We start from the raw sequence: 25,364 nt of genomic DNA, 5'->3' as shown, positions 1-25,364 counted from the left end.
ACTCAGCCCTGCCAGCTGTGCGGCGCGCGGAAGCCGGAGCTGCGCTCCAGGCGGCGCCAGCCCGCGGTGGAGCGGGTGCGGGGGGCGGGGACAGCCGGGGTCGCGGCGGCGCGGGCGAGGAGGATCGCGGTGATCGCGGCCAGCTCCTCGGGCGCGGCGTTGCCCTTCTCGACGCGCAGGAGCGTGTCGGTGCTCATAGGTCGGTGTCTCCTTACTGCGGCGGGTTGCCGTGCTTGCGGGACGGCAGGTCGGCGTGCTTGCTGCGGAGCATCGCGAGGGCGCTGATGAGCACCTCGCGGGTCTCGGCGGGGTCGATGACGTCGTCGACGAGACCGCGCTCGGCCGCGTAGTACGGGTGCATGAGCTCGGCCTTGTACTCCTTGACCATGCGCGCGCGCATCGCCTCGGGGTCCTCGGCCTCCGCGATCTGCTTGCGGAAGATGACGTTGGCGGCGCCTTCGGCACCCATGACCGCGATCTCGTTCGTCGGCCACGCGTAGGTGAGGTCCGCGCCGATGGACTGGGAGTCCATGACGATGTACGCGCCGCCGTAGGCCTTGCGCAGGATCAGCGAGATCCGCGGCACGGTCGCGTTGCAGTACGCGTACAGGAGCTTGGCACCGTGACGGATGATTCCGCCGTGCTCCTGGTCGACACCCGGCAGGAAGCCGGGCACGTCCAGCAGCGTGATGATCGGGATGTTGAACGCGTCGCACATCTGCACGAACCGCGCGGCCTTCTCCGACGCCTCGATGTCCAGCACGCCGGCCAGCGTCTGCGGCTGGTTGGCGACGATGCCGACGACCTGGCCGTCCAGGCGGGCGAGCGCGCAGATGATGTTGCGGGCCCAGCGCTCGTGGATCTCGAGGTAGTCGCCCTCGTCGACGAGCTCCTCGATGACCTTGTGCATGTCGTACGGGCGGTTGCCGTCGGCCGGGACCAGGTCGAGCAGGACGTCCGAGCGGCGGTCGGCCGGGTCGTCGGTCGGGTGGACCGGCGGGTTCTCCCGGTTGTTGGAGGGGAGCATCGAGATGAGGTAGCGCACCTCGGCGATGCAGGTCTCCTCGTCGTCGTACGCGAAGTGCGCGACGCCGGAGGTCTCGGCGTGGACGTCGGCGCCGCCGAGGCCGTTCTGGCTGATCTCCTCGCCGGTCACCGCGCGGACCACGTCCGGGCCGGTGATGAACATCTGCGAGGTCTCGCGGACCATGAAGACGAAGTCCGTCAGGGCCGGGGAGTACGCGGCGCCGCCGGCGCACGGGCCGAGCATGACCGAGATCTGCGGGATGACGCCCGAGGCCCGGGTGTTGCGCTGGAAGATGCCGCCGTAACCGGCAAGGGCGGAGACGCCCTCCTGGATGCGGGCGCCGGCACCGTCGTTCAGGGACACCAGCGGGGCACCGGCCGCGATGGCCATGTCCATGATCTTGTGGATCTTCGTCGCATGGGCCTCGCCCAACGCGCCGCCGAAGATCCGGAAGTCGTGCGCGTACACGAAGACCGTACGGCCCTCGACCGTGCCCCACCCGGTGATGACACCGTCGGTGTAGGGCTTGCGCGCCTCCAGCCCGAAGCCCTGGGCGCGGTGCCGGCGCAGCTGCTCCACCTCACGGAAGGAGCCCGCGTCGAGCAGCAGCTCGATGCGCTCGCGGGCCGTCAGCTTGCCCTTGGCGTGCTGCGCCTCGGTCGCGCGGTCACTGGGGCCGCGGCGCGCCTGCTCGCGCAGGGCGTGCAGCTCGGCCACGCGGCCGCGAGCGTCCGTCGGCTCGCCGGGGGTCTGGTCCACAACGGTCATGTACCGACCTTACGAAGCCGACGAAGCAAATCTCTCCGTTGGCTCTCCACAGTCTCGCGCGTGTTCCGCTGTCCGTCCCGGACAGAACCGTTCGGCGCTGTGGGCGAGTCACCAGATGGGACCAATGGCCTTTGTGGAGACTCCACAAGGATCCGTCACCCCGGCGAGTTCTGTTGAAATTTGAACGGAATGGGTCTAGTGTCGTTCTCGTTGAAAGTTCAACATTCAACGAACCGCTCTCCGGGTACCCCGCCCGGACCCCCACACCGGAGGACACCATGGCTCTCTTCACCCGTCGCACCAAGGAGAACACCACCAACGCCGCCCCGGCCGGCTCCGTCGCCACCGTCGCGGTCGACCCGGCGCTCGCCGCGCTCACCGGCGACTACGCCATCGACCCGGCCCACAGCAGCATCGGCTTCACGGTCCGCCACGCGATGGTGACCAACGTCCGCGGCTCCTTCGCCGACCACGAGGGCACCCTGCGCCTGGACGGCTCCGACCCGGCCCGCTCCACGGCCTCCATCGACGTGAAGATCGCCTCCGTGGACACCGGCATCGCCGACCGCGACGGCCACCTGCGCAGCGGTGACTTCTTCGACGCCGAGACCTTCCCGCTGATGACCTTCCGCTCCACCGAGGCCGCGTTCCTCGGCGGGGACACCTACCGGATCACCGGCGACCTCACCATCAAGGACGTCACCCGTCCGCTCTCCATCGACCTGGAGTTCAACGGCTCCGCCACCGACCCGTACGGCAACCAGCGCGTCGGATTCGAGGGCAGCACCGACATCCTGCGCTCGGACTGGGGCCTGACCTGGAACGCGGCGCTGGAGACCGGCGGCGTCGTGGTCAGCGACAAGGTGAAGCTGACCTTCGACATCTCCGCGATCAAGCAGGCCTGACCCCGGACCGGGAGTACGGACCCCACGGGGGCGGCCACCGTGCCGCCCCCGCCGCCGTGCGCTCCCGGACCGCCCGGGGGTCAGAACCCGCCCCCGCCGTCGAACCCGCCGCCCCCGTCGAACCCTCCCCCGCCACCGAAGTCACCGCCGCCGAACCCCGACGCGTCGAAGTCGGCGCCGGAGAAGTCGCCCCCGTCGTAGCCGCCGCCGTACCCGCTCTCGTACCCGCCGAAGTCCGAGGCGTAGGCCGGGCTCGCCATCATCGACCCCAGCATCGTGCCCACGAGCAGCCCGGGCAGGATCCCGCCGCCGAAGTACCCACCCGCCCAGGGCCCGTACACCGGGCCCGCGTCGTAGTACGGGCGCGGCCCGCGCTCGGTGTCGACGGTCCGCACCATCGGGTCCCGGCCCTCGCGCAGCCGTACCGCGTCGGCCGCGCACACCGGGACGGTGCGCACCGCTCCCCCGGCCGGGGCCCAGTCCGCGTCCTCGGCGGACGGCCCGTGGCGCGGGTCGAAGAAGCACGGCGCCCGGCGCTCGGGCAGCGGCCGGCCCTCGCGGCGCGCGGCGAGCACGGCCAGCGCGAAGCGGCCGTCCTCCAGGGCCCGGGTCACCCCGCGCACCTCGTCCGGGTGCCGCACCCGGCCCATGATCTGCTTGGCCCCGTCGTACGCGTCGAGGGCCTTCTCGTAATCCGCCCGCATGGCGTCGTCGGCGCCCGCCTCACCGGGGTGGAAGTCGAGCCGGTCGAGCTCCTCGCCGAAGGCGGTGATGTCCTCGTCCACGACCACGCGCAGCTTCTCGACGGCCTCGCGCTCGCGCTCCTCCTTCTTCTTCCGGTTGCGGCGCACCAGCGTGTACGCGCCGGCGCCGCCGGCCACGAGCAGTCCGCCGATCACGACCAGGCCGACGGTGGAGCTGCCGCCGCCGGAGGAGCCGCCGGCGCCGGACCAGGAGTCCGGGGCGTGGCCCCTGGTCTGGGGCAGGGCCTGGTCGACGAAGGAGTTGAGCTGGGTGGTGGCGTCGACCGGGCCGCCCGCTTTGGCGGCGGCGACGAGGTTGCCCACCGCCTGCCGGGACATGACCACGGGGTCGGCGCCCGCGTTGAAGCCGTCACCGAGCCGGATCGCGTACAGGCCGGTGATGCCGGTCTCGGTGCGCACGGTGCGCAGCACGCTGGACGCCGGGAACTCGTCGGTCGCGGGCAGGACCGCCACGAAGACCGGCTTGTCCGCGTCCTTGATCTTCTTGGCCAGTGCGTCGGCCGCGTCCGGCGGCAGCTGCGCCGCGGCCCGCGGGTCGACGTACACCGGACCCTTCCGCAGGGCCTCGGCCACGGCGGCGGGACCGGTGGCGGGACTCGTGGCCGCGGGGCCGGACGCCCCGGTCAGGGCCGAGGCGGCGGGGGCCACCCCGACGGCTCCGGCGGACAGGACGAGCAGCAGCCCGAACAACACGGCCAGGACGGACGGTGCGGACTGTGCGGACATCAGCCTGGTCCTCATATCCCCGACGCTACCCGAACGGGGGGTTTTCGGGCGTTTCGATGAGATAAGGGCCAGGCTGCCCGGCTCACTCGGTGGGCTGGATGCCCTGCCGGAGCAGGCCGTAGGTGAAGGCGTCGACGAGGGCCTGCCAGGAGGCGCCGATGACGTTGTCGGCGACGCCGACGGTGGCCCACTCGTTCTCGCCGTCGGAGGTCGTGATCAGCACGCGCGTCGTGGACTCGGTGCCGTGCTTGCCCTCCAGGATGCGGACCTTGTAGTCCACCAGCTCGAACTTGGCCAGCTGCGGGTAGAACCGCTCCAGCGCGACGCGCAGCGCCCGGTCGAGGGCGTTGACGGGGCCGTTGCCCTCGGCGGTGGCGACGATCCGCTCGCCCTTGGCCCAGATCTTGACCGTGGCCTCGTTGGCGTGGTTGCCGTCGGGACGCATCTCGGCGATGGCACGCCAGGACTCGGTGCGGAAGTAGCGGCGGGCGCGGCCCTCGGCCTCGGCGCGCAGCAGCAGCTCGAAGGAGGCGTCGGCGGCTTCGTACGTGTAGCCGGCGAGCTCGCGCTCCTTGACCCGCTCGACCACCCGGGAGACCAGGGCGCGGTCGCCGCCGAGGTCGACGCCGAGCTCCTTGCCCTTGAGCTCGATGGAGGCGCGGCCGGCCATGTCGGAGACCAGCATGCGCATGGTGTTGCCGACGCGCTCGGGGTCGATGTGCTGGTAGAGGTCCGGGTCGACCTTGATGGCGGAGGCGTGCAGGCCGGCCTTGTGGGCGAAGGCCGAGACGCCGACGTACGGCTGGTGGGTGGAGGGGGTCAGGTTGACCACCTCGGCGATGGCGTGCGAGATGCGCGTCATCTCGGCCAGCGCACCCGTGGGCAGCACCTTGCGGCCGTACTTGATCTCCAGGGCGGCGACGACGGGGAAGAGGTTGGCGTTGCCGACCCGCTCGCCGTAGCCGTTGGCGGTGCACTGGACGTGGGTGGCGCCCGCGTCGATGGCGGCCAGGGTGTTGGCGACGGCGCAGCCGGTGTCGTCCTGGGCGTGGATGCCCAGGCGGGCGCCCGTGTCGGCCAGCACGGTGGAGACCACGGCCTGGATCTGGGCGGGGAGCATGCCGCCGTTGGTGTCGCACAGGACCACGACGTCCGCCCCGGCCTCGTGGGCGGTGCGCACCACGGACTTGGCGTACTCGGGATTGGCGCGGTAGCCGTCGAAGAAGTGCTCGCAGTCGACGAACACCCGACGACCCTGTTCGCGCAGGTAGGAGACGGTGTCGCGGACCATCTCCAGGTTCTCGTCGAGGGTGGTGCGCAGGGCCAGCTCGACGTGCCGGTCGTGCGACTTGGCGACCAGGGTGATCACCGGGGCCCCGGACTGGAGCAGCGCCTTGACCTGGGGGTCCTCGGAGGCCTTGCCGCCGGCCCGGCGGGTGGCGCCGAACGCGACCAGCTGGGCGTTCTTGAACTCGATCTCGGCACGGGCCCGGGCGAAGAACTCGGTGTCGCGGGGGTTGGCACCGGGCCAGCCGCCCTCGATGAAGCCCACGCCGAAGTCGTCCAGGTGACGGGCGATCGTCAGCTTGTCCGCGACGGTGAGGTTGATGCCTTCGCGCTGGGCGCCGTCGCGCAGCGTGGTGTCGAAGACGTGGAACGCGTCGTCGATGACCTCTGTCGTCATGCTGGTCTGACTCCTGTCGGATGAGTGGTCCGGATGCCCGGGATCCACTTGCTCCCATCTTCGCGCGAGATCCGCCCCCGGCAGGAATGGGGCCGGGAAACGAAAAAACCCCTCGCGGGTGCGAGAGGTCTGCGCGCGGGTCTGGGGCACGATGTCCGCCGCCACGGGGGATGTCCCGTGGTCAGCGGTCAAAGCGGACCGGCGCGCTGCTTCCCATAATCATGGTGAAGGCCAGCACGCCCGCAGTCTTGCACACGGCCGGGCGCGCCCGAGACGGCATCTCACGATGCGGTCGTCGGCCGGGTCACATCCCGGGCGCCGGGCCGGGCCGCAGCCCGTCCTCGACGAACTCTCGTACGTGGTCCAGGATCCCCGCCCGGTCCAGGACCGGCAGCCCGACGGCCAGCTGGATGCTGAAGCCGTCCAGCAGGGCGCGGGTACGGGTGGCGAAGCGGTCGGCGTCCACCGTGCGGAACTCGCCGCGGGAGACGCCTTCGGCCAGCAGGGCCACCAGGTCGCGGTGCCAGGCGCCCTCGATGGCGGCCTGCCGGTCGCGCTCCTCGGGGCCGGCCTCCTGGGAGCGGTTCCAGACCTCCAGCCAGAGCGTCCAGTGCGGGTCGCGGGGGCCGTCCGGCACGTACAGGTCGACGTAGGCGGCGAGCCGCTCGTGCACCGGGGCGCGGCGGGAGAGCAGGGCGGACCGGGCGGCGCCGAGGTTGGCCTCGCTCCACTCCAGGGTCTGGAGCAGGAGCTCGTCCTTGGTGCGGAAGTAGTAGAGGAGGTGGCCGCTGCTCATGCCGACCTCGCGGCCGAGGGCGGCCATGGTGAGGCTGTCCAGGCCGCGCTCGGCGATCATGGCCATGGCGGCCGCGAGGACCTCCTCGCGCGGCGGCGCGTTCTTCCGCGCCCGCGCCCCACCCGCCATGGCCACTCCTCTACCTCGTCACGCCTTGGGCTGCTGCTGGGTGATGCAGTGGATGCCGCCGCCCCCGGCAAAGATCGTACGTGCGTCCACGAGCGTGACCGCACGGTCCGGGAACAGGCCCCGGAAGATCTCGGCCGCCTCCTCGTCGCGCGGGTCGTCGAAGGCGCACAGCACGATTCCGTCGTTGCAGATGAGGTGGTTGATGTAGGAGTAGTCCACCCATTCGCCGTCCTCTTCCAGGACGGTCGGGGCGGGGATCTCCACGACCTCCAGGCGGCGCCCCTGCGCGTCGGTGGCGGCGCGCAGCAGGGCGGCGATGGTCTTGCACCGCTCGTGGTCGGGGTGGGCCGGGTCGGGCTGCGAGTGGACCATGACCACGCCCGGGCGGGCGAAGGCGGCGACGATGTCGACGTGGCCCTGGGTGCCGTAGGTGCCGTAGTCGCCGGCCAGGCCGTAGGGCAGCCAGATGGCCTTGGTGGTGCCGAGGTGGGCGTGGATCTCGGCCTCGACCTGCTGGCGGGTCCAGCCGGGGTTGCGGCCCTCGCCGAGCTGCACGGTGTCGGTCAGGAGCACGGTGCCCTCGCCGTCCACGTGGATGGCGCCGCCCTCGTTGACGAGTGCGGTGCTGTAGGTGCGGGTGCCGGCGAGGTCGGAGACGTGCCGGGCGATCTTGGAGTCGTGCTCCCAGCGGGCCCACTCCTGGGCGCCCCAGCCGTTGAAGGTCCAGTCGACGGCCGCCACTTCGCCCCGGTCGTTGGTGACGAAGGTGGGGCCGATGTCGCGCATCCAGGCGTCGTCGAGCTCGCGCTCCACGATCGTGAGTTCGTGGCCGTCGCCGGCGCCGGCGATCGCGCGGGCGAGCTCGGCGTCGCCGGGGCTCACCACGAGGGTCACGGGCTCGTGGACGCGCACGGCGCGGGCCACCGCGCCCCAGGCCACGCGGGCCTCGGCGAGCTCCTCGGCGGTCGTGAAGGTCGGGTTCGGGCTGGGCCAGGCCATCCAGGTGCGCTCGTGGGGCGCCCACTCGGCGGGCATGCGGAAGCCGTCGGCGGCGGGGGTACCGGCAGGGTGCGTCATGGTCGGGTCCTTCGGGGTGGTGCGGGGCGCGGGCGGGGCTGCGGGGCGGGCCCGCGCGGTCCGGGTGGGTCCGCGGGGGGGCGGGCTACAGGAAGTACAGGCGGTTCAGGGCGATCGAGTCGGCGGCCGGCGACTGCAGCGGGCTGCCGTCGAGGGTGACCAGGCCGCTGGTGCGGTCCACGTCGACCGCGCCCACCCGGGAGTTGAGGAGCAGGTCCTTCGGGCCGATGCCGCGGGTGCCGCGGACGGCGACCCGGCGGCGCCGGGTGGGCATCTCGTCGGAGCCCAGCGCGGCGGCCGCGGCGGAGACGAACGCGACCGAGATGTCGGCGGCGGTGGCCCCGTACGCGCCGAACTGCGGCCCGAGGACGAGGGGTTCGCAGGTGTCGGTGGCGGCGTTGGGGTCGCCGGTGACGCCGTAGGCGGGGAAGCCGGACTTCAGCACGAGCTGGGGCTTGGCGCCGAAGAACTGGGGGCGCCACAGGACGATGTCGGCGAGCTTGCCGACCTCGATGGAGCCGATCTCGTGGGCCAGGCCGTGGGCGATGGCCGGGTTGATGGTGAGTTTGGCGATGTAGCGCAGCACGCGGGCGTTGTCGTCGCCCTCGCCGTCGCCGTCCATCGGGCCGAGCTCGGCCTTCATCTTCGCGGCCATGGCGAACGTGCGGCGGACGGTCTCGCCGGCCCGGCCCATGCCCTGCGCGTCGGAGGAGGTGATGCCGATCGCGCCCAGGTCGTGCAGGACGTCCTCGGCGCCCATGGTCCCGGCGCGGATGCGGTCGCGGGCCATGGCGGCGTCACCGGGGAGGTCCGGCTTGAGGTCGTGGACGGAGACGATCATCCCGTAGTGCTCGGCGACCGCGTCACGGCCGAAGGGCAGGGTGGGGTTGGTCGAGGAGCCGATGACGTTCGGGACGCCCGCCATCTTCAGCACGTTGGGGACGTGACCCCCGCCGCAGCCCTCGATGTGGAAGGCGTGGATGGTCCGGCCTTCGAGGACCTTCAGGGTGTCCTCGACGGAAAGGCACTCGTTCAGGCCGTCGGAGTGGAGGGCGACCTGGACGTCGTGCTCCTCGGCCACGCGCAGGGCGGTGTCCAGGGCGCGGGTGTGGGCGCCCATGTCCTCGTGGACCTTGAAGCCGGAGGCGCCGCCCTCGGCGAGGGCCTCCACCAGCGGCGCGGCGTCCGAGGACGAACCACGGGCCAGGAAACCGATGTTGACCGGCCAGGCGTCGAAGGCGCCGAAGGCGTGCTTGAGCGCCCACGGGGAGTTGACGCCCACGCCCCAGACGGGGCCGAACTCCTGGCCGATGATCGTGGTGACGCCCGCGGCGAGCGAAGCCTCCATGACGCGCGGCGAGAGCAGGTGCACGTGGGTGTCGACCGCGCCGGCGGTGGCGATCAGGCCCTCGCCGGAGACGATGCTGGTGCCGGTGCCGACGACCACGTCGACGCCGTCGAGGGTGTCGGGGTTGCCGGCCCGGCCGATCGCGTGGATGCGGCCCTCGCGGATGCCGACCGACACCTTGCGGATGCCGAGGACGGCGTCGATGACCAGCACGTTGCTGATGACGACGTCGCAGGTCTCGCGGACCGCGGCCGCCTTCAGGTGCAGCCCGTCGCGGGCGGTCTTGCCGAAGCCGGCGAGGAACTCGTCGCCGGGCTTCTGGGCGTCGGACTCGACCCGTACGGTCAGCCCGGAGTCGCCGAGCCGGACCCGGTCGCCGGCGCGCGGGCCGAAGACGGCCGCGTACTCGTGCGGGTCGATGTGGCGGCTGCCGGGGGCGCAGTGGTCGCTGTGCTTGCTGGGCTTGCTCATCGCTGGTCCTCCTCCACTCCCAGGTAGCCGCACGCGGCAGCGCGGCGCAGGGCCTCTTCCTTGGCTCCCGGCGCGTCGAGCGGTCCGTCGACCAGGCCCGCGAAGCCGATGGCGATCCGGTCGCCGCCGATCGGTACGAGGCCCACCTCGGCCTCGCCGAGGGGGTCGAAGCGGACCGAGGAGCCGGCCGGTACGCACAGCCGCATGCCGTAGGCCGCGGCGCGGTCGAAGTCCAGGCGCGGGTTGGCCTCGAAGAAGTGGAAGTGCGAGGTCACGCTCACCGGCACCGTCGCCGTGTTGCGCACGGGCAGGGTGACGGCCGGCTCGGGCGCGGGGGTCTCGGGGCCGGGTACGACCGCGCCGGGGGCGTCGGCGCCGAGGCCGGTGGCGCCCTTGATGGGCGCGGACACCACGGCCAGCCGGGAGCCGTCGTCGAAGACGGCCTCGACGTGCACCTCGGTCACCACGTCGGCGACGCCGGGCAGCACGTCCTCGGGGCCGAGCACGCTGCGGGCGGCCTCGATGGCCTCGGCCAGCCGCCTTCCGTCGCGGGCGGCCTCGCAGACCGTGTCGGCGATCAGGGCCGTGGCCTCGGGAACGTTGAGTCTCAGGCCGCGGGCCCGGCGGGCCCGGGCGAGTTCCGCGGCGCCGAAGAGCAGCAGCCGGTCGCGCTCCGTGGGAGTCAGTCGCACGACGTCCACCTCCAAGGGTTTAGAGCATCACTCTAACTCTTCATTTCGTTGGCGTGAATCATTGACCTGACAGCAGGACCTGAGTCACATTGAGTGTCGTTCAAACGAAACCGGAATCACGACGTCCGACGGGGGGCCGTCCGTCACCGGAATGCGACCGTCCCCGTTCCGTCCTCGCCAGGGAGCGCCCCTCATGCCGATAGAACAGCGCGGAGTCGACACCATCCCCGAGGAAGAGCGCACGAGCGGGCCGCGGGACCTCGTGGCGATCCTGCTCGGCTCGAACCTCTGCCTCGGCGTGATCGTCTTCGGCTGGCTGCCTCCGTCCTTCGGGCTGGGCTGGTGGCCGTCCGTCACCGCGATCGTGACCGGAACGCTCGCCGGAATCGCGGTCACCGCGCCGCTCGCGCTGATCTCGCTGCGCACCGCGACCAACCTGTCGACCTCGTCCGGAGCCCAGTTCGGCGTCCGCGGCCGCCTGGTCGGCTCGGTGGTGGGCCTGCTGCTCTCGCTCGGCTACACCGCCCTGACCCTGTGGATCGGCGGCGACGTGATGGTGGGCGCGCTCGCCCGCCTCACCGGCCTGCCGGACAGCGGGGCGTCCCGTGCGGTCATGTACGGCGTCCTGGCCGCCTGTACCGTCGTCGGGGCCGTCTTCGGCTACCGGCTGCTGCTGCGCATGAGCAAGGTGCTGTCGATCGGGATGGTGGTCCTCCTCGCGATCGGCGTGTACGCCTACTCCGGCGACTTCACCACCGCCGCCCCGCCGGACACCCCGTACCTCCTGGGCTCCTTCTGGCCGACCTGGCTGCTGGCCGTGGTCGCCGCGGGCCTGAGCGGGCCGGTCGCCTTCATCACGCTGCTGGGCGACTACACCCGCTACGTCTCCCCGGCCCGGCACAGCTCCCGCACGGTCTTCCGGGCCACCTGCCTCGGCCTGTTCGTCGGCCTGCTGACCCCGCAGCTCTTCGGCACCTTCACCGCCCTCGCCGCCCGCGCCGGCCTCGAGTACGCCGCCCCGCTGGTCGCCGCCGCGCCCTTCTGGTACCTCGTGCCGCTCCTGGTGGCCGCCACCGCGGGCTCCGTCGGCAACGCCGGCCTGATGCTCTACTCGATGGGCCTGGACCTGGACGCGATCGTGCCCAGGGCCACCCGCACCAAGGCGACCGTGATCGCGGCGGCCGTCGCCACCGCCTTCGTCTTCGTCGGCTCCTTCGAGTGGAACGCGCAGGCCGCGATGACCTCGTTCGTGCTGCTGCTCACCGCGATCGGCACCCCGTGGGCCGTGATCACCCTGATCGGCTTCGTCCACTGCAAGGGCGTGTACGACGCCGACGCCCTCCAGGTCTTCAACCGGCGCTCGCGCGGCGGCGTCTACTGGTACCGCGCCGGCTGGAACGTCCCGGCCACCGCCTCCTGGGCGCTGGGCGCCGGGGTGGGCCTGTGCGCCGTCTCCACCACCGTGTACCAGGGCCCGCTGCTGGCCCTGACCGGCGGGGTGGACTGCAGCTTCATCCTCTCGGGACTGGTGGGCGGCCTCGCCTACCTGCTCCTGACCGCCCGCTCCTCCGCGCCCGCGGCCGCTCCTGCACCGGCGGCCGAGCCCGTGGAGGCCTCCGCGTGACCGACTGACACGGTCGCGCCGGGCGTCCCGCCGCACGGCCCGGACGCCCGAACACCCGTGGCCGGCCCTCACCGGCCACGGCGAAGGCCCGCCCCCGGATCCTCACCGGGGGCGGGCCTTCGCATGTCCGTACGACCTCCGCACGAGGGGCGGTGTCGTACCGGCGGACTAGCCGAGCGGGTGCATCCAGCCGTGGGTGTCCTCGGCCTGGCCGGTCTGGAGGTCCAGGAGCGCCTTGCGGAGCTTCATCGTGACCTCGCCGGGCTCGCCGTCGCCCTGGCTCCAGTCGCCGCCCTTGGACTTCACGGAGCCGACCGGCGTGATGACGGCCGCGGTGCCGCAGGCGAAGACCTCGGTCAGGGTGCCGTTCGCGGCGTCGCGCTTCCAGTCCTCGGTGGAGATCCTGCCCTCCTCGGCGGTGTAGCCGAGGTCGCGGGCGATCTTGAGGAGCGAGTCGCGGGTGATGCCCGGCAGCAGCGAGCCGGTGAGCTCGGGGGTGACGATGCGGTCGCCGTACACGAAGTACAGGTTCATGCCGCCCATCTCCTCGATCCAGCGGTGCTCGACCGCGTCGAGCCAGACCACCTGGTCGCAGCCGTGGCCGGCGGCCTCGGCCTGGGCGACGAGGGAGGCGGCGTAGTTGCCGCCGGTCTTGGCGGCGCCGGTGCCCCCCTTGACGGCGCGGACGTAGTCCTCGGAGAGCCAGACCGAGACCGGCTTGACGCCACCGGGGAAGTACGCGCCGGCCGGCGAGGCGATGACGATGAAGAGGAACTCGTTGGCCGGGCGGACGCCCAGGCCGACCTCGGCCGCGAACATGAAGGGGCGCAGGTACAGCGAGGCCTCACCGGAGCCGGGCACCCAGTCGCGGTCCTGCTGGATCAGCGCGTCGCAGGCGGCGATGAACAGCTCGGTGGGCAGCTCCGGCATGGCCATGCGGCGGGCGGAGGCCTGGAAGCGCTCCGCGTTGGCCTCCGGACGGAAGGTGGCCACGGTGCCGTCGGGCTGGCGGTACGCCTTGAGGCCCTCGAAGATCGTCTGGGCGTAGTGCAGCGTCATGTTCGCCGGGTCGATGGACAGCGGCGCGTACGGGACGAGCTCGGCGTCGTGCCAGCCGCGTCCCTCCGTCCACTTGATCGTCACCATGTGGTCGGTGAAGTGGCGGCCGAATCCGGGGCTGGCCAGGATCGCCTCGCGCTCCGCGTCGGACAGCGGGTTCGAGGAGGGCTTGAGCTCGATCGTGGGCGTCGTCATGAGTGCTAGTCCTTCACCGGTTGTGTGTGACGGACCGCGCTCACGCCGTGCGGGACTGCAGGACGTCCCGACTGAGGACGTCCGCGCATTCCCGCATGCCGCGGCCCCACGTTCGATTATCGCGCGGGGGCGGCCTGCGGAGAAACGGGTGGTGGCGGTCCGGGGAAGATGGTGGCACCCGGGGACCGCAAAGGAGAAGCCGCCGGGGCCCGTGGAGAGCGACCCGGCGGCTGTTCACCTGGATCGTGCGGTCCGCGCGCCCGGCTCGTTCGTACGGGCGCGCGGACTGGAGTGGATCAGGGTGAGCGACCGGGTCAGCCGGCTACTCGGGCGGCGAGCGCGTCGCCGATCTGGTCCGTGCTGCGGAACGTGCCGTCGCGCTCCGCGAGGTCGGCGGAGACGGCGTCCTCGATGCGGGCGGCCCGGTCCTCGTAGCCGAGGTGGCGCAGCAGCAGGGCGACCGACAGGATCGTCGCGGTCGGGTCGGCCTTGCCGGTGCCGGCGATGTCCGGGGCCGAGCCGTGGACGGGCTCGAACATGGACGGGAAGGCGCCGGTGGGGTTGATGTTGCCGGAGGCGGCCAGGCCGATGCCCCCGGTCACGGCGGCGGCCAGGTCGGTGAGGATGTCACCGAAGAGGTTGTCCGTGACGATGACGTCGAAGCGCTCGGGCTGCGTGACGAAGAAGATCGTCGCGGCGTCGACGTGCAGGTAGTCGGTGGTGACGTCGGGGTACTCCTGGCCCACCTTGTCGAAGATGTTCTTCCACATGTGGCCCGCGTACACGAGCACGTTGTTCTTGTGGACGAGCGTCAGCTTCTTGCGGGGGCGGGCGTCGGCGCGCTCGAACGCGTCGCGGACCACCCGCTCGACACCGTAGGCCGTGTTGACGCTGACCTCGGTGGCCACCTCGGCGGGGGTGCCGGTGCGCAGGGAGCCGCCGTTGCCGGTGTACGGGCCCTCGGTGCCCTCGCGGACCACGACGAAGTCGATCTCCGGACGGCCGGCCAGCGGGGTGGCCGTGTTCGGGAACAGCTTCGAGGGCCGCAGGTTGATGTAGTGGTCGAAGGCGAACCGGAGCTTGAGCAGCAGGCCGCGCTCGAGCACGCCGGAGGGGACCGAGGGGTCGCCGATGGCGCCGAGCAGGATGGCGTCGTGGTGCTTGAGCGACTCGAGCTCCGCGTCCGGGAGGGTCTCACCGGTGCGGTGCCAGCGCCGGGCGCCGAGGTCGTACTCCTTGGTCTCCAGCTTCACGTCCTGCGGCAGGACGGCGGTGAGGACCTTGAGGCCCTGCGCCACGACTTCCTGGCCGATGCCGTCGCCGGGGATCACTGCGAGATTGATGCTGGTCGACATGACGGCACCGTACTCCTTGTCCCATCCGCTGACACATCACGTCCACCATCCGGACGTGATGTGTCTTCGCACGAGGTGCGGCGGAGGTGTTGGTCTGTGGGGCTGCGGCCGGCGTCAGTGGCCGGTCACGCCACCGTTGTCACGACGGTCCAGGGCGCGCTGGAGCGCGGCCGCGGCGTTCTTGCGGTCGGCGTCGGGGGAGGCGGCGGAGGTGTGGCGGACGCGGGCACGGCGGACGGCGGTGACTGCGGACATGGTGATCGACTCCTTGAGATCACGGCGCGGCGGGGCCGCGCATGAGGGGGTTCCTTCAAGGCGCCGGAAGGGGCGGGGAGTCGGGCGCCGCAGGGGTTGCCTGCGCAGGGCGCGCGCTCACGGCCGCCATTCGCTGGATCAGCGAGACGTTCGGCTCCTACAAAGCTAGGACAGGTCGCGCTGTATGTCTCTGCAATTACTCGGACTTCCTACTATCTGAGACGGCACTTCGCCCGGAAGGGCTCCCTCAAGACGTCTGCTGCCCCACCCGCAACTCCCTGATCAGGGCTTTCACTGCCAGGGAGGAGGCCGCTTCGGGGGTGGTGACGTAGCCCACGGTGCGGGACGGGCGGTCCGGGCCGAGGTCCGCGATCGCGACGGAGGCGTTTGCTCCGTTCAGGGACAGCGCGGGCATGATCGCCATCCCGAGGCCCCGCTCGACCATGGCGAGCACCATGCCGTCGTCCTCGGCCCGCACGGTGGCCCGCGGGATCCAGTCCTGCCGGCGCCACCAGGCGCGGGTGTACGAGCCGCAGTTCTCGTCCCAGTCCACCAGCGGCAGCGCCCTCGGGTCCGGATGACCGGCCGGGTGCACCAGGGAGTACGGCTCCTCGGCGAGCGCGCCGGTCAGCAGCCCCTCCGGGAGCGCGGCCGAGCCGCCCAGGGTCGCGATCCCGAGGTCGGCGCGGCCCGCCGCGACCTCGCCGGCCGTGCCGGGGCCCAGTTCGCGGACCACCCGCACCTCGGGCTCGACGTCCGGGTGCCGGCGGCGCAGCCGCTCCAGCGCGGGCGGCAGCAGGTGCAGGGCGGCGCTGCGGAAGGCGGCGATGCGCAGCGGGCCGGCGGCCCGCGGCGGGGCCCCGGCCGGGGCGCGGCCGGCGGCACGGGCGTCGGCGACGAGGAGGTCGAGCTGGCGCAGCACGCGGCGGGCGTGGCTGGCGGCGAGTTCGCCGGCGGGGGTCGGGGCGGCGCCGCGGCGGCCGCGGGTGAAGAGGACCGTGCCGATCTTCACCTCGGTACCGCGGACGGAGTGGGAGACCGCCGACTGGGTGAGGCCGAGGGCGACCGCGGCGGCGGTGAAGGAGCCGGTGTCGGCGACCGCGGCCAGGACCCGCAGTTCCTGGGGGGCGAGTTCGGGCGCGGGGGTCATGGGGAGGCTCCCACCTCGTCGTATGAGCGGTGCTCATGGATCTCGTGCTGCCATGAGGCCAACCCCCTGCTTCCGTCCGCCATTCCTTCCTACCGTCGTGCCCATGACCGACACCGCTCGTTACGTGCACCTGACCGCCCGCCCCACCGGCTTCCCCACCGCCGCCGACTTCACCTACGTCGAGGGCCCCGTGCCCTCCCCCGCGGCCGGCACCGCCGTGGTCGAGAACCTGCTGCTCTCCGTGGACCCGTACCACCGCGGCCTGATGGACGGCGGCGAGGGCGGCTTCGCGCTCGGCGCCCCGCTGGAGGGCCGCGCCGTCGGCCGCGTCGTCGCCTCCCGCGACCCGGGCCTGGCCGAGGGCGACCTGGTCTTCCACCGCGGAGGCTGGCGCACGCACGCCGTGGTCTCGTCGGGCGCGGACGGCACGCGCCGGCTGCGGAACCGGGAGGGCGTGCCGCTGGAGGCGTACCTCAGCATCCTCGGCGGCACCGGCCTGACGGCGTACGCGGCGCTCACCCGCACCGCGCGCTTCGAGAAGGGCGAGGACCTCTTCGTGTCGGCGGCCGCGGGCGGGGTGGGCACGGCCACCGCGCACATCGCGCGGCTGCTGGGCGCCGGACGGATCGTGGGCAGCGCCGGCTCGGCGGCCAAGGTGCGCCACCTGACCGAACGGCTGGGCTTCGACGCGGCCTTCGACTACCACGACGGGCCAGTCGGCGAGCAGTTGGCCGCGGCCGCCCCGGACGGGATCGACGTGTACGTGGACAACGTGGGCGGGGACCACCTCGAGGCGGCGATCGACGCGCTGCGCGAGTTCGGGCGCGTCGCCTGGGTGGGCGCGCTGTCGACGTACAACGGCGACCGCTCGCCGGCCGCGCCGCGCAACCTCTTCGAGGTCGTGCACAAGTCGCTGCGCGTGGAAGGCGTATTGGTTCGCCACCACACCAATCTGCAGGACGAGCTGGAGGAGTTCCTGGTCCCGCATCTGCGCAATGGTTCGGTGACCGTGGATGCGACCGTAATGGACGGATTCGACCGTACGGTGGACGCCTTCGTCGGGATGCTGCACGGGGAGAACACCGGCAAGATGCTGGTGCGGACGGGGGTTTGAACCGGTCCGTCCGGCTCCGCTCCACCCGCCACCGGAAGTTAACCCACGCCTTACTGCACGGATCTAGACCTTTAGGGGCCTGACCCCCACCCTTGGCTCGGCGTTGCCGCCGGGGCACGCGTGACAGCCGCAGACGTGAAGGGCGGGGCATGACTCCCATCAGCCGCAGGGGATTCGTCGGGATCGGGGCCGGACTCGTGGCGGGGGCCGCGCTGCCCGCGGCCGCCGGCCCGGCCTCGGCGGCGGCGCTGGCCGCCACCGGCACGATCACGGACGTCAAGCACGTGGTGATCCTGATGCAGGAGAACCGCAGCTTCGACCACTACTTCGGCCGCCTGAAGGGCGTCCGCGGCTTCGGCGACCGGGCCGCGGTCAACATCCCCGGCGGCTGGGGCATGTTCAACCAGCCCAACTGGGGCGGCCGCCAGTACCCGTGGAAGCTCAGCGCCACTCCCCCGGCCGGCGGGGCCGACGGCCGGACCCTCGCCCAGTGCACCGGCGACCTGCCGCACAGCTGGACCTCGCAGCACGCCGCCTGGAACAAGGGCCGCCTCGACAACTGGGTCACCGGCGTCGGGAACACCCGCACGCTGGGCCACCTGGACCGCGGCGACATCCCGTTCCACTACGCCCTCGCCGACGCCTACACGATCTGCGACGCGTACTTCTGCTCCGCGCTCAGCGCGACCGGTCCCAACCGGACGTTCCTGTGGAGCGGCAAGGTGGAGGCCGCCAGCAAGGACGGCGGCGAGGAGTCGGGCCTCACCTGGGAGACGTACGCCGAGGCGCTGGAGCGCGCCGGGGTGAGCTGGAAGGTCTACCAGAACGCGGCGGACAACTACGGCGACAACGGCCTGGCGTACTTCAAGAAGTTCACCGACGCCCGGCCCGGCGACCCGCTGTGGGACAAGGGCATGGGCTCGGTGCCGCGGACCACCGGCTCCACCCCCGACGACATCGCCGCCGCCATCCGCGCCGACGCGCTGGCCGGCACGCTGCCGCAGGTGTCGTGGGTCGTCGCGAGCGAGGCCTTCAGCGAGCACCCGTACGCCCCGCCCGGCGACGGCGCGCACTTCGTGGACCTCGTCCACCGGGCGCTGGCCGCGAACCCGGAGGTCTTCGACTCCACCGTGCTCTTCCTCAACTACGACGAGAACGACGGCTTCTTCGACCACGTCCCGCCGCCGGTGCCGCCCGCCGGGACCCCCGGCGAGTTCGTCGACGGGGTCCCGATCGGGCTCGGCTTCCGGGTCCCGATGCTGGTGATGTCGCCGTGGACCCGGGGCGGCTGGGTGAGCTCCGAGGTCTTCGACCACACCTCCGTGCTGCGGTTCCTGGAGACGTGGACGGCGGCCCTCGGCACGCCGGCCACCTGCCCGAACATCAGCGCGTGGCGCCGGAAGGTGACCGGCGACCTGACCGGGGTCTTCGACTTCGCCCACCCGGTGTACGGCGTGCCGGCGAACCTGCCGGACACGGCGAAGGTCATCGGGCAGGCCACCTGCGCCCCGATGCCGAACCCGGTCCCCCAGGACAACGCCCTGCCGTCGGTCGAGGCGGGCACCCGGCCGGCCCGCGCCCTGCCGTACCAGGTCAACGGCAACCTGGACCGCCTGGAGTTCGGCGCCGCCGGCCGGGTCCTGGCCTGGTTCTCGATGACCAACCAGGGCGCTCCGGCCAGGAGCGCCGCGCACTTCTCGATCCACCCGCACCAGCACCGCGACACCACGCCCTACCAGTACACCGTCGACCCGGGCGGCACGGCGACCGACGCCTTCAACATCGGTCTGGGCTACGGGCTGGGCAAGTACGACATCTCGATGACCGGCCCGAACCGCTTCCTGCGCCGGTTCATCGGCGACGCCAACAAGGCCGGCAAGGACTACGAGGTGGCGGCCCGCTACGCGGTCGAGCAGGGCACGGGCAAGCTGGCCCTCTGGTTCAGGATCACCAACCGGTCGGCCGCCGCGGCCACGTTCACGATCCGCTCCAACGCCTACCGTTCGGACGGGCCCTGGACGTACACCGTCCCGGCGGGCGGCTCGACGGAGGACTACTTCAACCAGGTGGCGTACTGCAACGGCTGGTACGACTTCACGGTGCTGGCGGGCTCCGACGGCACGTGGTCGCGGCGCTACACGGGCCACCTGGAGACGGGCGCGCCGAGCGTGAGCGGCTAGCCGACGAAGCCCCGGTCAGGCCGGCCCGTGGTGTGTGGGGGAGCCTCTTGAGGCGTCATGGCAGGCTGGTCCGGAGGCAGGCCCGGGCCTGGGGTGGCCGTAGGCCAGGGCCGGAGGCCCCTTGCCCCAGGGGTGGGCCTGCCGCAGGGCCTGCAGGCCATGACGGGTCAAGAGGCGAGGGGACCCACACACCACGGGACGGCCCCACGAAGCCAGCGCAAGCCCCGACACCGCCCGCCCCCACGTCACAGCACGTCGCCGTCGCGCCAGTCGAAGAGGAGCTCGCGGGCGGGGTCGAACACCAGGGCGGCCCCGCCCGCGGGGGCTCTCGACCGGAGGTCCCCGGCGGCCCCGCGCGGGGTCCACAGGTAGGTCCAGCCCTGCTCGTCCTCGGGCAGGTCGGCCCGGCCGCCGGGGGCGAGGACGGCGACCCGGCCGGGCCAGCGGTGCCAGCCGCGGCCGGCGTACAGGCCGGCCCCGTCCTCGGTGGCGGCCAGCGCGCCCAGCTCGTACGCCCCGTCGACGATCCGCTCCAGCTCCGCCATCACCCGGCCGCCGATCCCGCTCCGGCGGCGGTCGGCCCGTACGGCCACGGCCTCCACGTACCCGATGCGCAGGGCTCGGTCGCAGTGGACGACGCGGCGCTGCACGACGCTGCCGTGGCCGACCAGGGCGCCGGCCTCGCGGACCAGGACGTGCATGCCGCCCAGGCAGTGCTCGAAGTCGTGGTCGTCGAAGTCGCCCTCGAAGGCGGCGACCGTCAGTGAGCGGATCTCCCGCAGCTCGCCGTCCGCGAGGTCCGAGGTGTGCACGGTGAGGATGTCCACGGATCGGACGCTACCAGCGGCGCCGGGCGGAATCGTCCGAATTTCGGCGGGCGCCGAGCGCCCCGGCGGCGGAACACTCGACCCATGCCGTCTGCCTCGCAGCCCCCTCCCCCGCAGCCCGCCCAGGACCCGGACCGGCCCCCCGCCCCCGGAGCCGCCCGGGCCGCGGCCCATCCGTGGACGCCCACCCACGGAGAGCCCTACCGGCCCGTCCCCTACCGGCCCGGAATGCCCGCCGCCGAGTCGGTCGCCACCGCCGGGCGGCTGCGCGCGCGGATGGACGAGCGGCGCACGGTCCGGCGGTTCGCCGCCGACCCGGTGCCGGACGAGGTGGTCCGGGACGCGATCGCCTGTGCCGCGACGGCGCCGTCCGGGGCGCACCAGCAGCCGTGGTCCTTCGTGCTGGTCAAGGACCCGGCCGTGCGGGCACAGATCCGCGCGGCGGCCGAGCAGGAGGAGCAGATCTCCTACGACGGCCGTCTCGGCGACGAATGGCTGGCGGCCCTGCGCCCCCTGGGCACGGACGCGGTCAAGGCCCACCTGACCGACGCCCCGGCCCTGATCGTGGTGTTCCAGCAGCGCTACTGGCTCGGCCCGGACGGCACGAAGCGCAAGCACTACTACGTGGACGAGTCGGTGGGCATCGCGGTCGGCATGCTCCTGACCGCGCTCCACCTCTCGGGCCTGGCGGCCCTGGTCCACACCCCCAGCCCGATGCGCTTCCTCGCGCACGTCCTGCACCGCCCCGAGAACGAGAAGGCCTTCGCCGTCGTCCCCGTCGGCTACCCCGCCCCCGACTGCGAGGTCCCCGACCTCACCCGGAAGTCCCTCGACCAGGTCCTGTACGAGGTCTGAGCCCCCACGAGCGGTGCGGGCCCGGAAATGGAGACCGCCCCCGCTCCGGGCTTGGGGGTACCGGAGCGGGGGCGGGGTTCGAGGGGGCCGAGCCCCGGACGAGGTGCGGCTCGTCCGGGGGTGGACCCGGGTGGGCCCGGGAGGGGCCCAGGGGGCGTCAGCCCATGTGGGGGTAGCCGTACTCGGTCGGCGGGACCAGCGTCTCCTTGATGGAGCGGGTCGAGGTCCAGCGCAGGAGGTTGGACGCGGCGCCGGCCTTGTCGTTCGTGCCCGAGGCACGGCCGCCGCCGAAGGGCTGCTGGCCGACCACGGCGCCGGTCGACTTGTCGTTGATGTAGAAGTTGCCCGCGGCGAAGCGGAGCTTCTCCATCGTGTCGGCGGCCGCGTAGCGGTCCTGCGCGATGACGGAGCCGGTCAGGGCGTACGCCGAGACGTTCTCCATCTGCGCGAGCATCTCGTCGTACTTGTCGTCCTCGTAGACGTGGATCGCGAGGATCGGGCCGAAGTACTCGGTCGTGAAGACCTCGTTCTCCGGGTCGGTGCACACGATGACGGTCGGGCGGACGAAGTAGCCCTCCGAGTCGTCGTACGTGCCGCCGGCGACGATCTCGCAGGTCGGGTCCGACTTCGCGCGGTCGATGGCGGCCTTGTTCTTGGCGAAGGACCGCTCGTCGATGACGGCGCCGATGAAGTTCGTCAGGTCGCGGACGTCACCCATGGTGATGCCGTCGACCTCGGCGGCGAACTGCTCCTTGAAGCCGTCGTTCCAGATGGAGGCCGGGACGTACGCGCGGGAGGACGCGGAGCACTTCTGGCCCTGGAACTCGAAGGAGCCGCGGGTCAGCGCGGTCTTCAGGATCGCGCGGTCCGCCGACGGGTGCGCGACGACGAAGTCCTTGCCGCCGGTCTCGCCGACCAGGCGCGGGTAGGACCGGTACTTCTCGATGTTGTTGCCGACCGTCTTCCACAGGTACTGGAAGGTCTTGGTCGAGCCGGTGAAGTGGATGCCGGCCAGCTCGGGGTGGTTCAGGGCGACCTCGGAGACGGCCAGGCCGTCACCCGTGACGAGGTTGATGACGCCCTTGGGCAGGCCCGCCTCCTCCAGCAGCTGCATGAGCAGCACGGCGGCGTGGGTCTGGGTCGGGGACGGCTTCCAGACGACCACGTTGCCCATCAGGGCCGGGGCGGTCGGCAGGTTGCCGGCGATCGCGGTGAAGTTGAACGGCGTGATCGCGTAGACGAAGCCCTCGAGCGGGCGGTGGTCGCTGCGGTTCCACACGCCGGCGGAGTTGGCGACCGGCTGCTCGGCCAGGATCTGGCGGGCGAAGTGGACGTTGAAGCGCCAGAAGTCGACGAGCTCGCACGGGGTGTCGATCTCGGCCTGCTGCGCGGTCTTCGACTGGCCCAGCATCGTGGAGGCGGCCAGGGTCTCGCGCCACGGGCCGGACAGCAGCTCGGCGGCGCGCAGGATGATCGCGGCGCGGTCGTCGAAGGACATGGCGCGCCAGGCCGGGGCGGCGGCCAGGGCGGCGTCGACGGCGTCCTGGGCGTCCTGCTGCGTGGCGTTGGCGTACGTACCGATGACGGACTTGTGGTCGTGCGGCTGGACGACGTCGAAGCGGTCGCCACCGCCCATCCGCTTCTCGCCGGCGATGGTCATCGGGAGCTCGATCGGGTTCTCCGACAGCTCCTTGAGCTTGGTCTCGAGCCGCGCGCGCTCCGGGCTGCCGGGCGCGTAGCTGTGGACCGGCTCGTTGACCGGCGCGGGGACCTGGGTCACTGCGTCCATGGGACTGGTAACTCCTTGACCTAGTTCTTGGTGATCATCGAGCGGACGAAGAAGAGGAGGTTGGCGGGCTTCTCCGCCAGGCGGCGCATGAAGTAGCCGTACCAGTCGGTGCCGTACGCCGTGTACACGCGCATGCGGTGCCCCTCGGCGGCCAGCCGCAGGTGCTCCTCGCTGCGGATGCCGTAGAGCATCTGGAACTCGTACTCGTCCAGCTTGCGCCCGGCCGTGCGGGCCAGCTCCTGGGTGATGGCGATCAGGCGCGGGTCGTGGGACCCGATCATCGGGTAGCCCTCGCCGTCCATCAGGGTCTTCAGGATGCGGACGTACGCCTTGTCGATCTCCGCCTTGTCCTGGTACGCGACGGAGGCGGGCTCCTTGTAGGCGCCCTTGACGATGCGCACGCGGCTGCCGGCGGCGGCCAGGCGGCGGGCGTCGGCCTCGGTGCGGAAGAGGTACGCCTGGATGACGCATCCGGTCTGCGGGAAGTCCTTCCGCAGCTCCTCGTGGATGGCGAACATCGAGTCGAGGGTGGTGTGGTCCTCGGCGTCCAGCGTCACGGTCGTGCCGATGGCGGCGGCGGCCTCGACGACCGGGCGGACGTTGGCCAGGGCCAGCTCGTGGCCGCCCTCGAGGGACTGGCCGAACATGGAGAGCTTGACCGACATCTCGGCCTTCTCGCCCAGCTCCAGCTCCTTGAGGTGCTCGATGAGCTCCAGGTACGCGTCGCGGGCGGCGTAGGACTGCTCCACGGTGGTGATGTCCTCGCCGACGACGTCGAGGGTGACCTCGAGGCCCTTCTGCGAGAGGTCCGCGACGATCGGGATCACCTGGTCGACCGTCTCACCGGGGATGAAGCGGTTCACCACGGGCTTCGTGACCGGAGCGGCAGAGACGATCTTGCGCATCTTGTCGCTGCGGGACGCGGCGAGGATCAGGGGACCCAGCACGGGGCACCTCCAACGGGTGGCGAGGGACCGACATCGCAGGTGTGGGCGATGTCCGTCAAAGGAACGCAAATAAAACCACCGTGAAACCTAAGGATCTCCTCGATCCTGGGCTATCGACAGCTGTCACGCATCCGTGGCCGCGACTTCAGACATCTGTCTGAAGGGGCCCGTCGGCGATGGGAGAATGGGCCGCGTGAAGGCCGATTACCAGGAGCTGGTGGACGAGATCTCGGCGCTGCTGGGCGCCCCGGCGACCCTGGAGAACCGGGACTTCCGCCTGATCGCCTTCGGCGCCCACGACAGCGACGACGACCTGGCCATGGACCCGGTCCGGACCCGCTCGATCCTGACCCGCCAGTCCACGGCCGCGGTGCGCAGCTGGTTCGAGGGCTTCGGGATCGCCCGGGCGACCGGACCGGTACGGATCCCGGCGGCGCCGGACGCGGGGGTGTTCCGGGGGCGGATCTGCCTGCCGGTGCGCCACCGCGGGATCGTCCACGGGTACGTGTGGCTGCTGGACGCGGAGCCGGGACCGGGCCCGGAGCAGCTGGCGGCGGCCATGGAGGTGGCCGAGCGGATCGGCGTGCTCCTGGCGGACGAGGCCAAGGCCGGGGCGGACCTGTCGCGAGAGTTCCGGACCGTGCTGACGGCCGGGCGCGGCTGGCAGCGGGACATGGCCGCGGCCGCGCTGCGGGCGGCCCTGGGCGCGGCGGCGGACGGGCTGCACGCGCTGGTGTGCGTGGCCCCCTGGACGGGTGAGGTGCCGGGGCCGGTACCGGCCGTGGCGGCGATGGGCGTGGCCGCGTGGCGCGGCCCGCTCCCACCGGAGGGTCCGCCCGGCGGGGACGCCGGTGACGGCCGGTCGGGCGACGTGCCGGCCGACGACCGGGCACTGGCCCTGCTGGTCCGGCTCCGTACGGCCGACGCACTGACCCCCGCCACGGCCGCGGCGACCCGGGTGGCCGGGGGCGCAGGAGCGGGCGGGGCGGCCGCGGGGGTGTCGGAGCCCGTGCGCGACCTCGCCCAGCTCGCCACCGCGTGGATGCAGGCCGCGGCGGCCGCCCGGGCGGCCCGCGCGCAGCCCCGGCTGGGGCCGGTGGCGCAGTGGTCGGCGATCGGCCCGTACCGGATGCTGGCCGCGCTCCCGCCGGGGCCGGCGGACGACCCGGCGACGCGTGCGCTGCTGAGCCCGGCCAACCCTGAGCTGGCCCGCACCGCCGAGGTGTTCCTCGACTGCGCCGGCCAGGCCGGGCGAGCGGCGGCGGCCCTGGGCATCCACCGGCAGACGCTCTACTACCGGCTGTCGCGGGTGGAGGCGCTCACGGGTCTCGACCTCGACGACGGCGAGGACCGCCTGCTGCTGCACATGGCCCTGAAGGCGGCCCGGCTCGGTCCGTGAGCGACGCACGCCCGGGGGGCTGCCGCCAGGCCGCCCGGCCCGATCCCTGAGCCAGGCACACCCGGGCCGCCCTCAAACCGAGGCGCCGGCCACTCCTACGGAGCCACCGGTCCCCCGGGCAGTCCGATTCCGGGTCCCGTGGTGTGTGGGGGAGGCGCTTGACAGGGGTGGCAGGCTGGACCGGAGGCAGGCCCGGGCCAGGGGTGGCCGAAGGCCAGGGCGAAGCCC

General features: G+C 72.4%; 21 protein-coding genes. 6 read left to right on the top strand and 15 right to left on the bottom strand.

The genetic code is table 11. The features are described 5' to 3' along the window. Window positions 1–2: 2 nt before the first annotated feature. Both ACIQCH_RS28140 and ACIQCH_RS28135 read right to left on the bottom strand, forming a co-directional pair. Window positions 3–197, bottom strand: coding sequence for an acyl-CoA carboxylase subunit epsilon (locus ACIQCH_RS28140; protein ID WP_402585367.1), 195 nt, complete (start codon window positions 195–197; stop codon window positions 3–5). A gap of 14 nt (window positions 198–211) precedes the next feature. Continuing rightward, window positions 212–1,795 carry an acyl-CoA carboxylase subunit beta gene (locus ACIQCH_RS28135; protein WP_402585365.1) on the bottom strand — a complete coding sequence of 528 codons (1,584 nt, stop codon included), beginning with the start codon at window positions 1,793–1,795 and terminating at the stop codon, window positions 212–214. A 278-nt stretch (window positions 1,796–2,073) separates the two neighbouring features. Between ACIQCH_RS28135 and ACIQCH_RS28130 the strand changes: the two genes are divergently transcribed. After that, the gene (locus ACIQCH_RS28130; protein WP_402585363.1) at window positions 2,074–2,700 is read left to right on the top strand and encodes a YceI family protein; all 627 of its coding nucleotides are present in this window, start codon (window positions 2,074–2,076) and stop codon (window positions 2,698–2,700) included. Window positions 2,701–2,780: 80 nt separating this feature from the next. On the opposite strand, the gene ACIQCH_RS28125 is transcribed toward ACIQCH_RS28130, so the two are convergent. From ACIQCH_RS28125 to ureA, 6 genes are all read right to left on the bottom strand, one after another. After that, window positions 2,781–4,205: a hypothetical protein gene (locus ACIQCH_RS28125; protein ID WP_402585361.1), complete on the bottom strand. Its 1,425-nt coding sequence runs from the start codon at window positions 4,203–4,205 to the stop codon at window positions 2,781–2,783. A gap of 67 nt (window positions 4,206–4,272) precedes the next feature. Beyond that, on the bottom strand, window positions 4,273–5,874 hold the full coding sequence (gene cimA, locus ACIQCH_RS28120; RefSeq protein WP_402585359.1) for a citramalate synthase: 1,602 nt from the start codon (window positions 5,872–5,874) through the stop codon (window positions 4,273–4,275). A 304-nt stretch (window positions 5,875–6,178) separates the two neighbouring features. Continuing rightward, window positions 6,179–6,799 (bottom strand): TetR/AcrR family transcriptional regulator, encoded by a 621-nt coding sequence (locus ACIQCH_RS28115; protein WP_402585357.1) that lies wholly within the window; start codon window positions 6,797–6,799, stop codon window positions 6,179–6,181. An 18-nt stretch (window positions 6,800–6,817) separates the two neighbouring features. Beyond that, on the bottom strand, window positions 6,818–7,876 hold the full coding sequence (locus ACIQCH_RS28110) for an agmatine/peptidylarginine deiminase (protein WP_402585355.1): 1,059 nt from the start codon (window positions 7,874–7,876) through the stop codon (window positions 6,818–6,820). 85 nt (window positions 7,877–7,961) lie between these two features. After that, window positions 7,962–9,695, bottom strand: coding sequence for an urease subunit alpha (locus ACIQCH_RS28105; protein ID WP_402585353.1), 1,734 nt, complete (start codon window positions 9,693–9,695; stop codon window positions 7,962–7,964). Continuing rightward, window positions 9,692–10,387, bottom strand: a complete 696-nt coding sequence (ureA, locus tag ACIQCH_RS28100) for an urease subunit gamma (protein ID WP_402585352.1) — start codon at window positions 10,385–10,387, stop codon at window positions 9,692–9,694. Before ureA ends, ACIQCH_RS28105 begins: the two co-directional genes overlap by 4 nt. A 193-nt stretch (window positions 10,388–10,580) precedes the next feature. Between ureA and ACIQCH_RS28095 the strand changes: the two genes are divergently transcribed. Then, window positions 10,581–12,011 (top strand): cytosine permease, encoded by a 1,431-nt coding sequence (locus ACIQCH_RS28095; protein ID WP_402585350.1) that lies wholly within the window; start codon window positions 10,581–10,583, stop codon window positions 12,009–12,011. Window positions 12,012–12,179: 168 nt separating this feature from the next. On the opposite strand, the gene ACIQCH_RS28090 is transcribed toward ACIQCH_RS28095, so the two are convergent. From ACIQCH_RS28090 to ACIQCH_RS28075, 4 genes are all read right to left on the bottom strand, one after another. Beyond that, on the bottom strand, window positions 12,180–13,265 hold the full coding sequence (locus ACIQCH_RS28090) for a branched-chain amino acid aminotransferase (RefSeq protein ID WP_402585348.1): 1,086 nt from the start codon (window positions 13,263–13,265) through the stop codon (window positions 12,180–12,182). A 314-nt stretch (window positions 13,266–13,579) separates the two neighbouring features. Next, the gene (locus tag ACIQCH_RS28085; protein WP_402585346.1) at window positions 13,580–14,620 is read right to left on the bottom strand and encodes a 3-isopropylmalate dehydrogenase; all 1,041 of its coding nucleotides are present in this window, start codon (window positions 14,618–14,620) and stop codon (window positions 13,580–13,582) included. A 114-nt stretch (window positions 14,621–14,734) separates the two neighbouring features. Beyond that, window positions 14,735–14,875 (bottom strand): hypothetical protein, encoded by a 141-nt coding sequence (locus ACIQCH_RS28080; RefSeq protein ID WP_107048601.1) that lies wholly within the window; start codon window positions 14,873–14,875, stop codon window positions 14,735–14,737. A 247-nt stretch (window positions 14,876–15,122) separates the two neighbouring features. Further along, window positions 15,123–16,025 (bottom strand): LysR family transcriptional regulator, encoded by a 903-nt coding sequence (locus ACIQCH_RS28075; RefSeq protein ID WP_402585344.1) that lies wholly within the window; start codon window positions 16,023–16,025, stop codon window positions 15,123–15,125. A gap of 103 nt (window positions 16,026–16,128) precedes the next feature. Here ACIQCH_RS28075 and ACIQCH_RS28070 point away from each other — a divergent pair, with 103 nt between their 5' ends. Both ACIQCH_RS28070 and ACIQCH_RS28065 read left to right on the top strand, forming a co-directional pair. Then, a complete protein-coding gene (locus tag ACIQCH_RS28070) occupies window positions 16,129–17,139 on the top strand; it encodes an NADP-dependent oxidoreductase (protein ID WP_402585342.1) in 1,011 nt (336 codons plus the stop codon). 149 nt (window positions 17,140–17,288) lie between these two features. Further along, window positions 17,289–19,319, top strand: coding sequence for a phosphocholine-specific phospholipase C (locus ACIQCH_RS28065; RefSeq protein ID WP_402585340.1), 2,031 nt, complete (start codon window positions 17,289–17,291; stop codon window positions 19,317–19,319). Between the two features lie 245 nt (window positions 19,320–19,564). On the opposite strand, the gene ACIQCH_RS28060 is transcribed toward ACIQCH_RS28065, so the two are convergent. Further along, window positions 19,565–20,188 carry a GNAT family N-acetyltransferase gene (locus ACIQCH_RS28060; protein WP_402585435.1) on the bottom strand — a complete coding sequence of 208 codons (624 nt, stop codon included), beginning with the start codon at window positions 20,186–20,188 and terminating at the stop codon, window positions 19,565–19,567. 186 nt (window positions 20,189–20,374) lie between these two features. On the opposite strand from ACIQCH_RS28060, the gene ACIQCH_RS28055 reads away from it, so the two are divergent. Then, window positions 20,375–21,001 (top strand): nitroreductase family protein, encoded by a 627-nt coding sequence (locus tag ACIQCH_RS28055; RefSeq protein WP_402585338.1) that lies wholly within the window; start codon window positions 20,375–20,377, stop codon window positions 20,999–21,001. Window positions 21,002–21,158: 157 nt separating this feature from the next. Here ACIQCH_RS28055 and pruA read toward each other — a convergent pair whose 3' ends face one another. Further along, complete coding sequence (gene pruA / locus ACIQCH_RS28050) at window positions 21,159–22,790, bottom strand: L-glutamate gamma-semialdehyde dehydrogenase (RefSeq protein ID WP_402585336.1); 1,632 nt, start codon at window positions 22,788–22,790, stop codon at window positions 21,159–21,161. A gap of 20 nt (window positions 22,791–22,810) precedes the next feature. After that, the gene (locus ACIQCH_RS28045; RefSeq protein WP_402585334.1) at window positions 22,811–23,737 is read right to left on the bottom strand and encodes a proline dehydrogenase family protein; all 927 of its coding nucleotides are present in this window, start codon (window positions 23,735–23,737) and stop codon (window positions 22,811–22,813) included. Between the two features lie 193 nt (window positions 23,738–23,930). On the opposite strand from ACIQCH_RS28045, the gene ACIQCH_RS28040 reads away from it, so the two are divergent. Continuing rightward, the gene (locus ACIQCH_RS28040; protein ID WP_402585332.1) at window positions 23,931–25,136 is read left to right on the top strand and encodes a PucR family transcriptional regulator; all 1,206 of its coding nucleotides are present in this window, start codon (window positions 23,931–23,933) and stop codon (window positions 25,134–25,136) included. The last annotated feature ends 228 nt before the right edge of the window (window positions 25,137–25,364 follow it).

The sequence above is a fragment of the Streptomyces sp. NPDC093225 genome (assembly GCF_044753805.1).
In the GTDB taxonomy this organism is placed as follows: Bacteria; Actinomycetota; Actinomycetes; order Streptomycetales; family Streptomycetaceae; genus Streptomyces.
Note: the sequence above shows the minus strand (reverse complement) of the source record. Positions and strands in the feature narration are given on the sequence as shown.

What these genes read in the sequence shown, in the direction of transcription:
- cimA (WP_402585359.1), bottom strand. Translation starts at nt 5,874, where the DNA reads ATGACGACAGAGGTCATCGACGACGCGTTCCACGTCTTCGACACCACG.
- ACIQCH_RS28080 (WP_107048601.1), bottom strand. Translation starts at nt 14,875, where the DNA reads ATGTCCGCAGTCACCGCCGTCCGCCGTGCCCGCGTCCGCCACACCTCC.
- ACIQCH_RS28085 (WP_402585346.1), bottom strand. Translation starts at nt 14,620, where the DNA reads ATGTCGACCAGCATCAATCTCGCAGTGATCCCCGGCGACGGCATCGGC.
- ACIQCH_RS28095 (WP_402585350.1), top strand. Translation starts at nt 10,581, where the DNA reads ATGCCGATAGAACAGCGCGGAGTCGACACCATCCCCGAGGAAGAGCGC.
- ACIQCH_RS28075 (WP_402585344.1), bottom strand. Translation starts at nt 16,025, where the DNA reads ATGACCCCCGCGCCCGAACTCGCCCCCCAGGAACTGCGGGTCCTGGCC.
- ACIQCH_RS28090 (WP_402585348.1), bottom strand. Translation starts at nt 13,265, where the DNA reads ATGACGACGCCCACGATCGAGCTCAAGCCCTCCTCGAACCCGCTGTCC.
- ACIQCH_RS28130 (WP_402585363.1), top strand. Translation starts at nt 2,074, where the DNA reads ATGGCTCTCTTCACCCGTCGCACCAAGGAGAACACCACCAACGCCGCC.
- ACIQCH_RS28125 (WP_402585361.1), bottom strand. Translation starts at nt 4,205, where the DNA reads ATGAGGACCAGGCTGATGTCCGCACAGTCCGCACCGTCCGTCCTGGCC.
- ACIQCH_RS28105 (WP_402585353.1), bottom strand. Translation starts at nt 9,695, where the DNA reads ATGAGCAAGCCCAGCAAGCACAGCGACCACTGCGCCCCCGGCAGCCGC.
- ACIQCH_RS28110 (WP_402585355.1), bottom strand. Translation starts at nt 7,876, where the DNA reads ATGACGCACCCTGCCGGTACCCCCGCCGCCGACGGCTTCCGCATGCCC.
- ACIQCH_RS28055 (WP_402585338.1), top strand. Translation starts at nt 20,375, where the DNA reads ATGCCCGCCGCCGAGTCGGTCGCCACCGCCGGGCGGCTGCGCGCGCGG.
- ACIQCH_RS28065 (WP_402585340.1), top strand. Translation starts at nt 17,289, where the DNA reads ATGACTCCCATCAGCCGCAGGGGATTCGTCGGGATCGGGGCCGGACTC.
- pruA (WP_402585336.1), bottom strand. Translation starts at nt 22,790, where the DNA reads ATGGACGCAGTGACCCAGGTCCCCGCGCCGGTCAACGAGCCGGTCCAC.
- ACIQCH_RS28140 (WP_402585367.1), bottom strand. Translation starts at nt 197, where the DNA reads ATGAGCACCGACACGCTCCTGCGCGTCGAGAAGGGCAACGCCGCGCCC.
- ACIQCH_RS28135 (WP_402585365.1), bottom strand. Translation starts at nt 1,795, where the DNA reads ATGACCGTTGTGGACCAGACCCCCGGCGAGCCGACGGACGCTCGCGGC.
- ACIQCH_RS28070 (WP_402585342.1), top strand. Translation starts at nt 16,129, where the DNA reads ATGACCGACACCGCTCGTTACGTGCACCTGACCGCCCGCCCCACCGGC.
- ACIQCH_RS28115 (WP_402585357.1), bottom strand. Translation starts at nt 6,799, where the DNA reads ATGGCGGGTGGGGCGCGGGCGCGGAAGAACGCGCCGCCGCGCGAGGAG.